We start from the raw sequence: 15,777 nt of genomic DNA, 5'->3' as shown, positions 1-15,777 counted from the left end.
TTCCAAATGACTGAATCCGACGGCGATACCGCTATCGCAATCCAGACCCGCAATGTCACCCTGTCGCTCGGCACGCAAAGCGCGCCCGTGGAAATCCTGCGCGGGATCGATCTCGATATAGGCGCGGGCGAGAGCCTCGCCATTCTCGGGCCCTCGGGCTCGGGCAAATCCTCGCTGATGGCGATCCTTTCCGGCCTCGAACAGGCGACGGGCGGATCGGTAACGGTCGCCGGGGTCGATTTCAGCCAGTTGGACGAAGACGATCTCGCCCGGGCGCGGCGCGGACGGATCGGCATCGTGCTCCAATCCTTTCACCTGTTGCCGACGATGACGGCGCTGGAAAATGTCGCCGTGCCGCTCGAGCTGGCGGGCGTCGACAATCCGTTCGACGTCGCCACGGCCGAACTCGAAGCGGTCGGGATTGGCCATCGTCTCGGCCATTATCCGACACAGCTTTCGGGCGGCGAGCAGCAGCGCGTCGCCATCGCCCGCGCGCTCGCGCCGGGGCCGAAGATCGTCTTCGCCGACGAGCCGACCGGCAATCTCGATGCGGCGACGGGCGGCTCGATCATCGATGTGCTGTTCGACCGCAAGGCCGCGGCGGACTCCACGCTCGTGATCATCACCCATGATGTGAGCCTCGCCGAACGCTGCGATCGTATTGTGGAAATGAAAGACGGCAAGATCGTCGCGGACCGGCGCCCGTGAGCACGCTGGGCTGGAAAGCGAGCGCCAGGATCGCCTGGCGCGATCTGAGCGGCGGCTTTCGCGGCCTGCGTCTCCTTTTCATTTGCCTTTTTCTCGGTGTCGCGACGCTCGCCGCCATCGGCAGCCTGACCGCATCGATCACCGGCGAACTCTCCGAGCGCGGCCAGACGATGCTCGGCGGCGATGTCGAGATCGCGATGACGCAGCGCGAGGCCGAAGCCGAAGAGCTCGCCGCGATGCGCGAAACCGGCGAACTGAGCGAGACGATCCGTATGCGCGCCATGGCGCAGATTGCTGACCCCGATGCTGCTGCTGACGGACCGCAGGCCGTGCTCAGCGAGCTGAAGGGCGTCGATAACGCTTATCCGCTCTATGGCGAGCTGATACTCGAAAACGGCACACAGGCCGATGCGCTGTCGCCGGAGGATATCGTGATCGGCCAGACGTTAGCCGACCGGCTGCAGATCGCACCCGGCGATCCGCTCCGCTATGGCGAGGCGACGTTCACGATCCGCGATATCATCGTCGACGAGCCGGATCGGGTGGGCGAGGGCTTTACGCTCGGTCCCGTCGCGATCACCTCGATAGAGGGTCTGCGGCGTACGGGGCTGATCCAACCGGGCAGTCTCTACGAGAGCAAATACCGTATCCGCCTCGCGCCCGGCGTCGATCCGGCGGCGACGGTGGACGATCTGCAGGAACGCTTCCCGTCCGCTGGCTGGGAGTTCAAGGACCGCGATCGCGCCTCGCCCGGCGCCTTCCGCTTTTTCGAGCGGATGGGGCAGTTCCTCTCGCTGATCGGGCTGACCGCGCTGATCATCGCGGGCATTGGCGTGGGTAACGGCGTTGCCTCCTATCTCGGACGCAAGCGGCCCGGCATCGCGACGCTCAAGATTCTCGGCGCGACGTCGGCCGATATCGCGCGCATTTATGCCGTGCAGATCGGTATCGTTACGCTGTGCGCGATCGTGACTGGCCTGGCGGTCGGCGCGCTGGCGACGCCGATCATCGTGACGGGGCTCGGCGATTTGTTGCCTGTCGCGCCGGGCATTTCGGTGCATCCGATACCGCTGGTGATCGCCGCCGCTTATGGCGTGCTGATCGCCACCATGTTCGTGCTGCCGCCGCTGGCGCGTGCTCGAACCGAGCCCGCCGCCGCATTGTTCCGCAGCCTTGTAGAGCGGCGCAATCCCATCGGCACGGGTACGATCGTACGGATCGCGCTGGCCGGTGCGGCCATCGTCGCGATCGCCCTGTTGAGCGCCCGCGAGCCGATTTTCTCGGCTATCGTAATAGGTGCGACTGGCGGCGTGCTGCTGTTCCTTTATGCGCTGGGCTGGGGCGTGCGTGCGCTGGCAAAGCGTGTGCCGCGGCCGCGCAGCCCGATGCTGCGGCTGGCCGTGACCAACCTCCACCGTCCGGGATCGCAGTCGCCGGCCATCGTGATCGCGCTCGGCTTGGCGCTGACGCTGTTCGTCACGCTGGCCGGCATCCAGACCAGCCTGACCTCGGAAATCCGCACCACCGTGCCCGAACGTGCGCCGGATCTCTTTATCCTCGACATTCCGGTCGCCGAAGAAGCGCGGTTCCGACAGATCGTCGACGAAGAGGCGAACGGCACGGAGCTCAATCTCGTGCCGACATTACGCGGGACGATCGTCGAGTATCGCGGGCAGCGCGTTGCGGATCTCGAGGAACTGCCGGAAGGCGCCTGGTTCCTGCGCGGTGAACGCGGCGTCACCTATAGCGCGGTTCTGCCCGAGGGCAGCGAGCTGACCGCCGGCGAATGGTGGCCCGAAGATTATGACGGCCCGCCGTTGATCTCGCTCGATCGCGAGGCCGCGAGCGTCATGGATGTCGGGCTCGGCGATACGCTCATCGTCAGCATTTTGGGCCGCGAGATCGAGGCCGAGATCGCCTCGCTGCGCGAAGTGAATTGGGACACGATGGGCTTCAACTATATCATGGTCATGTCGCCCAATACGTTGCGCGATGCGCCGCATACGCTGGCCTCGACGCTGGCGCTCGAAAGCGGCGACGAGGCGCAGCTGTCGCGCGCGGTGCTCGGTGCCTTCCCGTCGGTGTCGATCATCGAGGTGCGCGAGATTATCGGCCAGGTGACCACATTGCTCGGCCAGATGGCGACGGCGATTATCGCGGCGGCCATGGTGTCGATCATCGCTGGAATCGCCGTGCTGATCGGCGCCATCGCCGCCTCCAATCAGGCGCGCAGCTATGACAGCGTCATCATGCGCACGCTTGGCGCGACGAGGGGGCAGATCATGCTGACCCAGGCGATCGAATATGCGCTGCTGGCCGCCGTGCTGGCCTTCGTCGCGCTGGCACTGGGTCTGCTCGCCGGATGGAGCGTAATCGTGCTGATCTTCGAATTTACCTGGTCGCCCGATTGGGCGGTGGTGCTCGGGACTTTGGCGGCAGGCACGATCCTGACGCTGGGTATCGGTTTGGCGAGCGCGATCCCGCTGATGTCGGTGCGCCCGGCGCGCGCCCTGCGCCAACTCTAGGACCGTACCGCTGGCGACATGACCCTTCGTGCCTCTTCCGCACAGCCAACAGTCGTGTAAATAAGGCGCCAAGATATGCGAGGAGAGTGATCCGATGAATCTGGAGTTCAGCCCCGAAGAGCAGGCGTTTCGCGACGAAGTCCGCGCCTTCATTGCCGAAAACTACCCGTCCGACATATCGGGTAGCGGCTTGCGCGACGATCTGTCGCCCGAAGACATGGTCGCCTGGCACAAGATTCTCGGCGAAAAGGGCTGGTCGGTTCCCGCTTGGCCGGTCGAATATGGGGGCACCGGCTGGACGCCGACGCAGCGCTATATCTGGTCGGAGGAAAATGCGCGGGTCAACGCGATCATGCCGCTCCCATTCGGCGTCTCCATGGTTGGCCCAGTCATCTACACTTTCGGTAGCGACGCGCAGAAGGAACAGCATCTGCCCGGCATCCGCAGCGGCGATGTCTGGTGGTGTCAGGGCTATTCGGAGCCGGGCGCCGGGTCCGACCTCGCCTCGCTCAAGACGACCGCCGTGCGTGACGGCGATCATTATGTGATCAACGGCCAGAAGACATGGACGACGCTCGCCCAGCATGCGGACTGGGGATTCTTCCTCTGTCGCACGGATCCCGACGCCGCCAAGCCGCAGGAAGGGATCAGCTTCATCCTCGTCGACATGAACACGCCGGGCATCGAAGTGCGGCCGATCAAGCTCATCGACGGCGGATACGAGGTCAACGAAACCTGGCTGACCGATGTCCGCGTGCCGGTCGAAAACCGGGTCGGCGAGGAGAATATGGGCTGGACGTACGCAAAGTTCCTGCTCGCGCATGAGCGCTCCGGCATCGCCGGTGTCGCGCGCTCCAAACGCGCCGTCGCGCAGTTGAGAGAGATTGCGAAGTCCGAAATGCTCGATGACAAGCCTCTTATGCAGGACTTTGATTTTGCACGGAAAGTGAGCCAGCTTGAAATCGATCTGGCGGCGCTTGAAATGACCGAGTTGCGCACGCTGGCCGGGGAACAGGCGGGCAAGGGGCCGGGTCCGGAAAGCTCGATCCTCAAGATCAAGGGCACCGAAATCCAACAGCGGCTGACCGAGCTGACGCTCGAAGCCGTCGGCCATTATGGCACGCCCTGTTATCGCGATCTCGCCGATGCCGGATCGAACGAATATCCGATCGGTCCGGATTATGCCCATGGCTCGGCCGCGACCTATTTCAACATGCGCAAAACGTCGATCTATGGCGGGTCTAACGAGATCCAGCGCAACATCATCAGCAAAATGATACTCGGCCTCTAAGAACAACCTGAGATACCGGGAGGGACAGCGTGGATTTCAATTTCACCGACGAACAAACCATGGTGCGCGACAGCCTCGCTCGGCTGGTGCGCGAGAATTACGATTTCGATACGCGCCGTTCGGTTATCGAAGGCGATGCTGGTTGGCGGCCGGAAATCTGGGCGCAGCTTGCCGAACTAGGCCTGCTCGGCATGCCCTTCTCGGAAGCCGATGGCGGCTTTGGCGGCGGCGCGATCGATTCAATGATCGTGATGGAGGAATTCGGCAAAGGCCTGGTCGTCGAGCCCTATGTGCCGACCGTGGTCTGCGCCGGGGGTTTCTTCACACATGCCGGGACAGATGCACAAAAGGCCGAGCATATCGGCGGCATCGTCGATGGCAGCCGGGTCTATGCCTTCGCCTATGCCGAGCCGCGCGGCCGCTACGATCTGTTCGATCTCGAAACCACGGCCAAGCGCGACGGCGATGGTTATGTTCTGAACGGCCATAAGGCGGTCGTGATCGCCGCGCCCTGGGCCTCGCATCTGATCGTAACGGCACGAACGTCCGGCGAACGCCGCGATAAGGACGGGATTACCGTCTTCGTGGTCGACAAGAGCAGCGAAGGCATCACGACGCGCGATTATCCGACCGTCGATGGCCGTCGCGCTTCGGAAATCTATTTTGAGAATGTCGCGGTGCCCGGCGATGCCGTGATCGGGCAGGAGGGCAATGGCCTCGCGCTGATCGAACTCGTCACGGACGAAGCCATCGCTGCACAATGCGCCGAGGCCTGCGGCGCGATGAAGGTCGCGCAGGAAATGACCGTCGATTATTCGCAGCAGCGCAAGCAGTTCGGCACGCCGATCGGCAAGTTTCAGGTGCTGCAGCACCGGATGGTCGATATGTTCGTCGAATATGAACAGTCAATCTCGATGGCCTATCTTGCCACGCTGCGCCTCGGCGAGGATCATCGCGAACGCAAGATCGCCGTATCCTCGGCCAAGGTGAAGATCGGCCAGGCCGCCCATCATGTCGGGCAGGAGGCGATCCAGATCCATGGCGGCATGGGCATGACCGACGAACTCGCCATCGGCCATTATTTCAAGCGGCTGACGATCTTCGATTCCGAATTCGGCAATGTCGATCATCATATGAAACGGCATATGGCGCTGGTCGCCGAGCAATAAGGCTGCGACGAAGCGTTTCCGGCGCGCAAGCGGACCGGTGCGCCTAACGTCCCGTTCCGGGGCAATCCGGCATCTAAAGCTGGACAAGCCCTAAACCCTTGGGCCAAGCTGAAGCTATTGGGTCTGCAGCTTTCTGCAGGGGGTGGTAATGGGACAGGACGACCTGTCGCTGGAACAGCGCGCGCTCGCTCTGCTCGAGCGGCTTCTGGCCTTGCCCGAAAACGAACGCGAGCAATGGCTCCAGGATAACCGGCCCGACGACCCCGAGGTCGAAACCCGCGTGCGCACTTTGTTGGCCTCGGCCGATGCCGGCGACGCCATAGAAACGGGCGGCGCGGGGCGGATGTACACGTGGGACAACCCACCCGAACGCGTCGGGGCCTATGCGGTCGAAGAGCAGATCGGCGAGGGCGGAATGGGCGCGGTGTTCCGCGGGCGGCGCGATGCCGGGGATTTCGATCATGAAGTGGCGATCAAGCTCATCCGGCCGGGCGCATTATCGGACTCGCTGATCGAGCGGTTCGAACGCGAACGCCAGATTCTCGCCGGGCTATCACATCCCCATATCGCGCGCCTTTATGATGGCGGGACGTCGGACGACGGCAATCCCTATATCATCATGGAATATATCGAGGGCATGCCCATCGTGAAATGGGTCGATGCCGAGGGGCTCGAGCTCGACGCGCGCATGGCGCTGTTTGAACAGGTGTGCGAAGCGGTGCGGTTCGCGCATCAAAACCTGATCGTCCATCGCGACCTCACGCCATCGAACGTGCTCGTTACGCCCGAGGGCCAGCCCAAGTTGATCGATTTCGGTATCGCCAAGCCGCCGGAACCGGACACACAACAGGACGATAGCGGGAAAGGATCGCTGACGGGACTGAGCCTGACCCCAGGGTTCGCCGCGCCGGAGCGGCTGGCGGGCGCGCCGACGACTACGCTGAGCGATATCTATTCGCTGGGCAAGATCCTGAATCTGCTCGTTCCGCGCTGGTCCGGCAATGCGGATCTCGCGGCGATGATTGCCAAGGCGACGGAGACCGAACCGGAAGACCGCTATCTGTCGACCGACGCGCTGCTCGACGATGTCCAGCGGTTCCGCTCCGACCGGCCAATAGCGGCGCGCAAGGGCGGCCGCGGCTATCTGCTCGGCAAATTTTATCAGCGGAACAAGGTTTCGGTGCTGGCCGGCATGGCGGCGCTGGTGGTCCTGATCGGGGCGCTGATCGGAACCGTCTACGCCTATAACCAGGCGGAACGCGAGCGTATTCGCGCCGAGAGCAGTTTCGCGGCGACACGCGCGATCGCGAACACGATGCTCTTCGATGTCTATGATGCGGTCGATGCGGTTCCAGGCTCGACCGCCGCGCGCGAGCTGCTCGCCTCGACCGCCCAAAGCTATCTCGACACTTTGTCGCGCGATCCCGACGCGCCGGCGGATGTGCGGCTCGAGGTTGGGCGCGGCTATATGCGGCTGGCCGATGTGATGGGCGGGGTCGGTGGCGGAACGCTGGGGCAGCGCGAAGAGGCGATGGAAAATTATCGCCGCGCCGATGAGATACTGACGGCATTGCTTGAAGAGGACCCGGACAACGAAGCCGTGGCGCTCGCGCTGGCCGAGGCGCGTATCTCCCGCTCCAACGTCACGGTGATGTTCACCGACGAATATGACGTTGGCCGCGATTATGCAACGAGCGCCCGGTCCATACTCGATCGCCAGTGCGCCGCGGCGGACGATTGCGTCCTGCAGCGCGCGCGCACGCATATTTCCGAGGGGCATAATCTTTACTGGAACGAGGAGCCCGCCGAAGCCGTTGCGGCGGCAGATCGCGCCATCGAAGAATTGGACCGTGGGAGCGAGGTATTTCGGGCCAGCGAGCAGGCGGTGCGTGCCCGGGCGAGTGCCTATCGGATCAAGGGCGACGCGCTCTATTATCTCGACGACGTCGAAGGGTCGGTCCGCGAGCTCGGCGTCGCATCGCAGCTGTTGCGGGACGGCATTGCGAGTGGCCTCGATTCGGTAGACATGCAGCGCGATCTGGCCGTGGTCGAATGGACCCGTGGCGGATCGCTGGACGAGGCCGGCATGCAGACGGAGGCGATCGAAGCGCTCAATCGCTCCTATCGCATCTCGCAGCGGCTCGTCGAAGCCGATTCGGACGACAGAGGCGGTTTTCGGTTCCTTGCCGTTGTCGGTGGGCAAAGGGCGCTTACACTGTCCTCGGCCGGGCGGTATCCCGAAGCGATCGAGGGCGCCAACGCATCGCTGGCCGTACGCAGGCAGCTCTCACAGGAACAACCTGACGAGGTGGGCTTTTTTCGGGACGTTGCCATCCAGCTGAACGGCCTTGGCGACATATATGCGCGCGCGGGCCAAGCGGGGCAGGCGTGCCGCTATTATCGAGAAACGATCGCGCAATTCGACGCGCTGGATGCGCGCTGGGGCATGAGCGATTTCGATCGTAACGATACCTATGCGCGCGCGCAGGAAGCGCTGCAGAATTGTTGAACCGGCCCGTCCGGCCGGACAGGTTTCGCAACGCGCAGATTTCATGTTTATCGGATATGGTAATGCTCATGCGTGTTCGCCCAATACAGATTAAGCTGGCCATTTATGGCGTAACGTTGCGGCCGCCGGGTTCTAGCGGATGAGCGATTCATCCCCACCACGCGGTCCTGATCGCCGGTCGCGCCCCGTGCCGAAGTCGCGCCTGTCGCGGCTCGGCTCGTTCGGCCGGCTGGCGGGCAGTGTCGCGGGCGGCGTGTTGACGGAAGGCACGCGGCGTCTGGCCACTGGCGAGCGGCCGCGCATGCGCGATCTCGTGCTGACGCCGCGCAACGCGACCAAGCTTGCCGACCGGCTCTCGCATCTGCGCGGCGCGGCGATGAAGATGGGGCAGATGATATCGATGGACGCGGGCGAGATGCTGCCCAAGGAGCTGTCCGATATCCTGGCGCGGCTGCGCGATCAGGCGCACCATATGCCGCCGCAACAGCTGAACGGCGTGCTCAAACAGGAATGGGGGCAGGACTGGCGGTCGCGCTTTTCCTATTTCAATGCCACGCCGCTCGCCGCCGCTTCGATCGGCCAGGTCCATCGCGCGACGACCAAGGATGGGCGCGATGTGGCGGTGAAGGTCCAATATCCGGGCGTACGCGAGAGCATCGATGCCGATGTCGATAATGTCGCCACGCTTCTGCGCGTGTCCGGCCTGCTGCCGAAAGAGCTCGAGATCGGCCCGCTGCTCGAAGAAGCCAAGCGGCAGCTGCACGCCGAGGCCGACTACATCCGGGAAGGCGAGCAGATGCAGGCCTATGGCGAGCGACTGGCGGGCGAGGCCGACTATGTCGTGCCCGAGCTGCAATCCGATTTCACGACCGAACGCGTGCTCGCGATGACATTCGTTGCGGGCAGGCCGATTGAAACGGCCGAGCATGAAAGCCAGGATTTTCGGGATACGCTGATGACGGCGTTGGTGCGGCTGGTGTTGCGCGAAATGTTCGAATTCGGCGTCATGCAGACCGATCCGAATTTCGCCAACTACCGCTATCAGGCTGATAGCGGGAAACTGGTGCTGCTCGATTTCGGCGCGACGCGCCCCGTCGACCCGGTAACGGCCGATGCCTATCGCGCGCTGCTGCTATCGGGCCTTTCCAAGGATCGCGATGCGGTGCGGTCCGCCGCGCTCGCCGCTGGGTTTATCAGCCAGACCGCTGTCAGCCGGCACCGCGCGCTCGTCGACGATATGATCGATATCGTGATCGAGGAAATGAATCGCGACGACGCCTTCGATTTCGGCGACCGCGCCTTTGTCGGCGTGCTGCGCGAACAGGGCATGGCCGTCGCCGAAGACCGCGCGAGCTGGCATATCCCACCCGCCGAAACGCTGTTCGTGCAACGCAAGGTTAGCGGCACCGCGCTGATCGCCGCCCGGCTCAAGGCGCGGGTCGATATCCGCGCAATGATCCTTGACTATCTGGGCGAAGAATTGCCGGCGGCCTGACCCGCGCGAATTGCCGTCAAACGCGCTCGATAATCACCGCCGGAGCCATGCCGCCGGCTGCGCACATCGTGACGAGGCCGAACTGCTTGTCCTGTCGCTCCAGCTCGTCGAGCATCGTGCCGATCAGGACCGAGCCGGTCGCGCCGATCGGATGGCCGAGCGCGATCGCGCCGCCATTGACGTTGACCGTATCCCGGTCGAGATCGAGGTCGCGCTGGAACTTCTCGGCGACCACGGCAAAAGCCTCGTTGATCTCCCACAGATCGATATCGTCTTTGCTCATCCCGGCCTTTTCGAGCACCTTCTTCGCGGCGGGAACGGGTGCGTTGAGCATCAGCGTCGGATCGTCGCCCATATTGGCGGTGCGCACGATCCGCGCGCGCGGTTTCAGGCCATGGGCGTCGGCATAATCTTTGGACGCCAGCAGAACAGCCGCGGCGCCATCGACCACGCCCGAGCTGTTGCCCGCATGGTGGAAATGCTTGATCTCGAGATCGGGATATTTCTGGTTGATCAGCTTGCGGAAGGTCAACCCGTCCTCGTTGAGCGGTACATCGGCGAGCTTGGCAAAGCTCGGTTCGAGTTGGGCGAGCCCTTCCGCGGTCGTTTGCGGGCGCGGAAATTCCTCTTTGTCCAACGCGACCGAGCCGTCTTCGTTGCGCACGGGGATCAGGCTCTTGTCGAACCGGCCTTCCTCGACAGCGCGCGCCGCGCGCTGCTGGCTCACTAGGCCCACCGCATCCAGCGCTTCGCGATCGATGCCCTCCATCGAGGCGATGGCGTCGCCGCACACGCCCTGATGCGATTGCGGGTGAATCTTCTGGAGATGCTCATTGCCCGAACCCATCATCGCCGGGCCGAGACCAGCCGCCATTTCCTCGCGGCCGCGATCGGCGGCATAGCTCATCATCTCGGTCCCGCCGGCGACGACCAGGTCTTCCATGCCGGACATGATCTGCGCCGCCGCGAAATTCACGCTGGTAATGCCGCCGCCGCAAAAGCGATCGAGCGTGGTGCCCGAGGTGCGGATGTCATAACCGGCGTCGAGCGCCGCCATGCGCCCGAGATCGCCACCCTGCTTGCCTTTCTGCGTGCTCGTACTCCAGATAACATCCTCGACATCGGCTGTGTCGATATCGTTGCGTTCGGCCAGCGCCTTGAGCACGGTCGCGGCGAGATGTTGGGGATGGAGATGGGCAAGCGATCCCTTGCCGGTCTTGCCGATGCCGCGCGGCGTGCGGCAGGCGTCGATAATATAGGCTTCGGCCATGGGAGAATCCTCTTCGTGTTCTTCTGTCGTGATGCGGTCGCGGGCTAAAGCTCGCTAAACGCCTTGTCCTTGTCGACGCGGACATCCTGCGGCAGGCCGAGCACGCGCTCGGCGATGATGTTCTTCAGGATTTCGTCGGTGCCACCGGCAATGCGCAGGCCCGGCGCCCACATCAGGCTTTCTTGGAAGATCGCATCGGCCGGGGCTTTGCCGGGATCGTTGATTATGCCGTAATGGTCCTGCATCTCGACCGCGCTGTTGCAGATATCCTGCAGGTGATTGGCCGTGATGATCTTGCCGATCGAATTTTCCGGCCCCGGCGTTTCGCCGCGTGACAGCGCCGTCTGTGTGCGGAACTTGGTGAGCTTGTAGCCTTGGGCCGCGACATACCAGTCGGCGAGCTTGGCGCGGAAGGCGGCGTCGGAAAGCGTCCCCGCATCGCGCGCATAATCCATGATCTCCTGCCAGTCCGGCCCCGGCGATCCGCCGACCGCCAGCCGTTCATTCATCAGCGTGACAATCGCGACCTTCCAGCCCTGGCCCGGCTCGCCGAGCCGGTCGCTGTCGGGAATACGCACGTCGGTAAAATAGACCTCGTTGAACTCGCGCCCGCCCGATGCTTGGTGGATCGGGCGCACTTCGACGCCGGGATCCTTCATATCCACGATGAACATGGTGAGGCCCTTATGCTTGGGCACATCGGGATCGGTGCGGGTCAAGAGGATACCGTAATCGGAGAATTGCGCGCCCGTCGTCCAGACCTTCTGGCCGTTGACGACCCAGTCGTCGCCGTCGCGCACAGCCTTGGTCTTGAGACCGGCGACATCGGAACCCGCGGACGGTTCGGAGAAGAGCTGGCACCAGATTTCCTCGCCGTGCAGCGCTTTTTTCACGTAGCGTTCTTTATGTTCGTCGGCGCCGAAGGCAATGACGGTCGGCACGCACATGCCGAGGCCGATCGCGAAGGGCGCGGTCGGCGCGTCGAACTGCGCCTCTTCCTGGTTCCAGATCACCTGCTGCATCGGCGTGCCGCCGCGTCCGCCCATGGCTTCGGGCCAGGTGATCTGCGCGAAGCGGTTTTCCGCCTTGATATTCTGCCATTCCTTGGCGCGCTTCATATAGCTCTCGTCGCGGCTCGGCCGTCCGGGTTCCTTCTTGTCGAGATGTTGTTCGAGAAACGCGCGCGCTTCGGCGCGGAATTCGGCTTCTTCGGGGGTGTCGTTGAAGTCCATCTGTCGGTCCTTCCTTATGCGGCGTTTTTCATTTCGAGCGCGTGGACGAGCTTTTCTTTCCACTGGGCCGGCGCGCCGGCCTGTACGGCGAGCAGTTTGGCCCGGCGATAGAAGAGGTGGCAATCGACCTCCCAGGTAAAGCCCATGCCGCCATGCGTCTGGATATTCTCCTTGCTGGCGAACCAATAGGCCTCGCTCGCGGCAAGCCGCGCGGCGGCGGCCGCTTCGGGGAGTTCGGCCGCGCCGGTCGAAAGCGCCCAGGCGCCATAATAGGCGTTGGAGCGGCCGACTTCGTTTTTCACATACATATCGGCGAGCTTGTGCTTGATCGCCTGATTGCCGCCGATCGGCCGGCCAAAGGCATGGCGTTCCTTGGCGTACTCGTTCGCCATTTCGAGGCAGCGCGCGGCGCCGCCAATCTGTTCAAACGCGAGCAGCACGGCCGCGCGATTCAGTACCTCATTGTAGAGGCTTTCGCCGTCGCCCGATCCGCCGAGCAGTTCGGCGGGCGCGCCATCGAATGTGATTTCCGCATGGCTGCGCGTCGGTTCGATCGTCGACAGCGCGCTGCGCGTGACGCCGTCGCCGGTCAGATCGACGATAACGAGGCTTGCGCTGCTACCGTCCTTCGCCAGCACGACAGCATGCGTCGCGATATCGCCGTCGGTGACGGGGACTTTGGTGCCGTTGAGCTTGCCATCGGCGAAGATGGTCGAGAGCTTGGCGGGTTCGACGGCACCCGGCCCCTCGGACGCTGCGATGCAACCGATGACCGATCCGTCCGCCACCTTGGGCAGCAGCGCCGCTTTCTGCGCGTCCGATCCGGCGAGCTTCACCGCTTCGGCGAAGAAATAAGCGGTCGAGGCGAAGGGCACCGGCGCGAGTGCCCGGCCCAGCTCCTCCGCGATTACGCACAGTTCGAGCATGCCGAGTCCGAGTCCGCCATGCTCTTCGGAGATCGCCGTGCCGAGCCAGCCCATTTCGACGATTTCCGTCCAGAGCCCGTCATGATGGCTCTTCGCATCGTCGTCGAGTACTTCGCGCACCTGCGCGGTCGTGCATTTCGCCGCCAGAAATTTACGCGCCTCTTCGCGCAGGAACTTCTGGTCGTCGGAAAAATCGAAATTCATAGGCTGTCATTCCTGGCTGATCGGGGAAATAGCATTGCTGTTGGACCATGCTCTATCGGAGCATGCAATCGACATAAAGGGTGTTCGGGCGGCCATAACATGATCGCCCGCCAACCGGTTCAGGCGGGAATGGTCAGTGCTTCGCGATATCCTTCTTTCCGCGCTACTTCAGCGTCACAAAGCTTCGGCGTCGCTGCGAGCGGGCGGCGATAGAGATCGCGCAACTCGGACGCCATTCGTTCGAGCCCGAACCGATCGCGAACCCAGCGCATCATCATTCGTTCGTCATCGAACGTAAGCTCTCGCGCGCGCCACTCTTGCAGAGCCTGAAAGAAAGTTTCGCTATCCGCCGAGCGCACCAGTGCGCCACAGCTAGGGCGCAGCGTTTCGCGCACCCCGCCGACATCGGCAGCGACCACGCCGATGCCCATCGCCTGCGCTTCGAGCGCGACGGTCGGCAGGCCTTCGTTGGAGCTGGTGTGGAGCAGCGCATCGAAGGCGACGCATTTGCGCGCGGCATGGGCGACCTGACCCGGCAGAATGATCCGGTCGCCATATCCGCTTTCGGCGGCCATTTTGCGCAGGGCAGGGAGCCCGGGTCCTTCGCCGAACAGCAGGAAGACGGCATCGTCCTGGGCGCGCAGCACCCGCAGTGCGGTTTCGAGCCACAGTTCGGGGCGTTTCAGCGAAATCACGCGGAACATCCCGCCCACGACATAGGCGTCCGCATCGATTCCGAATTCCGCGCGGACGGCCGTGCGCTCCGCCCGTTTTTTCGCGCGCGACGGCATGTCGGGCCAATCGAAGCCGTTATGGATGATATGCTGGCGGTCCGTTTCCTCCAGCTCGAGCCAGTTGCGATAGTCATTCAGGCTGGACTTGGAAACGCAGAGCAGTTCGACGTCGGGACGTCTGAGCAGCGCGCCATAGGCCCGGCGGAAACTCTTCGCGATCTTCGTTTTGTGCACGAGGTCGGGCCGCATATTATGCGGATGGATCACGATCCTCGGGACGCCGGCCATAATCGCGGCCAGCGCGACTTCGATGTTCGTCGAATCCTGCCAGGCGTGCACCACTTTCGGTCTGCGCGCCTTGAGCATATGGGCGACGGCGCTGGCGTGCCGCGCCGTATCATCGGGCAGCCAGCAGAAGGGCGCAGGCGGATCCTTATCGGCGCCGATTTCGATACAATGCGCGTCTGAAAATAGCGGTGTGTCGTGTTGCGCGCGGAAGAAATCGTGGCCTGCCACCGGGTCCAGCGAGTAGATCCAGAGCTGCGAAGATAGTTCGGTATGCGCGTCGAGGGCGATATGCGCGTTGCACAGCGCGTTTTCCGCACCGCCGCCCGCGAGCGTTGCGCCGACTAGCGCGACATCGAGCGCACTGCATGCATAGTCCGGCCTCGCCCGAGTGGAATAGAGCATCTCGAACGTCGCATCAGGTACGGCATAGTCTTCGGCGAATGGATGCGGTTTGGCATAGAAATTCGTCATTGCGTCATGCCAGTCGATGGCTTGCTGCACGCGCGCTTCGAGCTTCTTCGGCAGCTTTCCTGCATCGAGTATGCGGCGCAGTTCGTCGATATGCTCGACGAGCCGACCGCTCGCCAGCGCCAGCTCCGCCGTCTCGCGATCGATACCAGGGTTATTCGGCTCCTCGGCCCGGATCTTTGCCAATCGATCGGCCGCCCGGTCATAATCGCCCAGCAATCGATAGGCTTGGGCGATCCGGATATGGGTTCGGCCGAGCTTACGTTCCAATATGGCCAGCGTCTCTTCGGCGCAGGCATCTCGGGCATCGGCGCTGGCGGGCATATCGTCGGCACGTTCGGCGATCGTTCGGAACAATACCGCGAGCGCCCAATTGCAGTTCAAAGATGGCGGCGTCGCAAGCTCCACGGCCTTGATGGCCTCCGGCAGGCGGCCGAGGCGGCACAGCGTCACGACCAATATGCCAAGCGCCCCGGCATCGTCGGGATTACCCGCGAGCGCGCTCGCCGCCCATCGGACCGCCCTGTGCAGGTCGCCCGCTTCATAGTTAGTGGCCGCCATTTCGCGCTGGATGGAGAATGCGCGCTGCGAGGGTTCAGGCAGGTCCCGGAACAGCCGGAAGGCATCGGCGAAGCGCTTTTCGCTTCTCTGATGCGCGATGGTGATTTCCGCGGCGCGGGTAACGTCCCGCCCGCATCGCGCGAGCGCACAGGTCAGCGTCTCCAGTTCTGCTGACGGACCCTCGTCCTGCTTCTTGCGCAGGACATACAGCCATTCGTCGGGCCCAGTGCCGAACGCCCTTAGTACAGAATCGACGCTATTTCTTGTGATGCGCCTGACCGGTTGTGTGCCTGCCACAGCTGGCACGCCGCCCACCGGTACAAATTTAGGCACGGCTGCGGGCCGTCTGCCAAGTCCCTCCATCATGTCCCCCGCTCTCTCCCTTCGCGAGCCCCTT

General features: G+C 63.4%; 10 protein-coding genes. 6 read left to right on the top strand and 4 right to left on the bottom strand.

Features of this window, described 5'->3' with window-relative positions:
* Positions 1–6: 6 nt before the first annotated feature.
* The 6 genes from Q0974_RS02830 to Q0974_RS02805 all read left to right on the top strand — a co-directional run bounded on the left by Q0974_RS02830 (position 7) and on the right by Q0974_RS02805 (position 9,697).
* Complete coding sequence (locus tag Q0974_RS02830) at positions 7–708, top strand: ABC transporter ATP-binding protein (protein WP_299322397.1); 702 nt, start codon at positions 7–9, stop codon at positions 706–708.
* A complete protein-coding gene (locus Q0974_RS02825; protein WP_299322395.1) occupies positions 705–3,233 on the top strand; it encodes an FtsX-like permease family protein in 2,529 nt (842 codons plus the stop codon). The genes Q0974_RS02830 and Q0974_RS02825 overlap by 4 nt, the downstream gene beginning before the upstream one ends.
* 94 nt (positions 3,234–3,327) lie before the next feature.
* Positions 3,328–4,524, top strand: a complete 1,197-nt coding sequence (locus Q0974_RS02820) for an acyl-CoA dehydrogenase family protein (protein WP_299322393.1) — start codon at positions 3,328–3,330, stop codon at positions 4,522–4,524.
* A gap of 29 nt (positions 4,525–4,553) precedes the next feature.
* Complete coding sequence (locus tag Q0974_RS02815; RefSeq protein WP_299322392.1) at positions 4,554–5,693, top strand: acyl-CoA dehydrogenase family protein; 1,140 nt, start codon at positions 4,554–4,556, stop codon at positions 5,691–5,693.
* Positions 5,694–5,841: 148 nt separating this feature from the next.
* Positions 5,842–8,202 carry a serine/threonine-protein kinase gene (locus Q0974_RS02810; protein WP_299322391.1) on the top strand — a complete coding sequence of 787 codons (2,361 nt, stop codon included), beginning with the start codon at positions 5,842–5,844 and terminating at the stop codon, positions 8,200–8,202.
* A 139-nt stretch (positions 8,203–8,341) separates the two neighbouring features.
* Positions 8,342–9,697 carry an AarF/ABC1/UbiB kinase family protein gene (locus Q0974_RS02805; protein ID WP_299322390.1) on the top strand — a complete coding sequence of 452 codons (1,356 nt, stop codon included), beginning with the start codon at positions 8,342–8,344 and terminating at the stop codon, positions 9,695–9,697.
* Positions 9,698–9,713: 16 nt separating this feature from the next.
* Here Q0974_RS02805 and Q0974_RS02800 read toward each other — a convergent pair whose 3' ends face one another.
* The 4 genes from Q0974_RS02800 to Q0974_RS02785 form a co-directional block, all read right to left on the bottom strand.
* The gene (locus Q0974_RS02800) at positions 9,714–10,967 is read right to left on the bottom strand and encodes an acetyl-CoA C-acetyltransferase (protein WP_299322388.1); all 1,254 of its coding nucleotides are present in this window, start codon (positions 10,965–10,967) and stop codon (positions 9,714–9,716) included.
* A gap of 44 nt (positions 10,968–11,011) precedes the next feature.
* Positions 11,012–12,199, bottom strand: coding sequence for an acyl-CoA dehydrogenase family protein (locus Q0974_RS02795; RefSeq protein WP_299322386.1), 1,188 nt, complete (start codon positions 12,197–12,199; stop codon positions 11,012–11,014).
* Positions 12,200–12,213: 14 nt separating this feature from the next.
* The gene (locus Q0974_RS02790) at positions 12,214–13,329 is read right to left on the bottom strand and encodes an acyl-CoA dehydrogenase family protein (protein ID WP_299322384.1); all 1,116 of its coding nucleotides are present in this window, start codon (positions 13,327–13,329) and stop codon (positions 12,214–12,216) included.
* 119 nt (positions 13,330–13,448) lie between these two features.
* On the bottom strand, positions 13,449–15,677 hold the full coding sequence (locus Q0974_RS02785; RefSeq protein WP_299322381.1) for a glycosyltransferase: 2,229 nt from the start codon (positions 15,675–15,677) through the stop codon (positions 13,449–13,451).
* Positions 15,678–15,777 lie beyond the last annotated feature (100 nt).

The sequence above is a fragment of the Parasphingopyxis sp. genome, from assembly GCF_028279465.1.
Taxonomy (GTDB): Bacteria; Pseudomonadota; Alphaproteobacteria; order Sphingomonadales; family Sphingomonadaceae; genus Parasphingopyxis.
This window is presented reverse-complemented; position numbering and strand designations above follow the sequence as displayed.

Excerpts from the sequence above, each read along its gene's own strand:
- Q0974_RS02820 (WP_299322393.1), top strand. The coding sequence starts at position 3,328 with ATGAATCTGGAGTTCAGCCCCGAAGAGCAGGCGTTTCGCGACGAAGTC.
- Q0974_RS02810 (WP_299322391.1), top strand. The coding sequence starts at position 5,842 with ATGGGACAGGACGACCTGTCGCTGGAACAGCGCGCGCTCGCTCTGCTC.
- Q0974_RS02800 (WP_299322388.1), bottom strand. The coding sequence starts at position 10,967 with ATGGCCGAAGCCTATATTATCGACGCCTGCCGCACGCCGCGCGGCATC.
- Q0974_RS02795 (WP_299322386.1), bottom strand. The coding sequence starts at position 12,199 with ATGGACTTCAACGACACCCCCGAAGAAGCCGAATTCCGCGCCGAAGCG.
- Q0974_RS02790 (WP_299322384.1), bottom strand. The coding sequence starts at position 13,329 with ATGAATTTCGATTTTTCCGACGACCAGAAGTTCCTGCGCGAAGAGGCG.
- Q0974_RS02805 (WP_299322390.1), top strand. The coding sequence starts at position 8,342 with ATGAGCGATTCATCCCCACCACGCGGTCCTGATCGCCGGTCGCGCCCC.
- Q0974_RS02830 (WP_299322397.1), top strand. The coding sequence starts at position 7 with ATGACTGAATCCGACGGCGATACCGCTATCGCAATCCAGACCCGCAAT.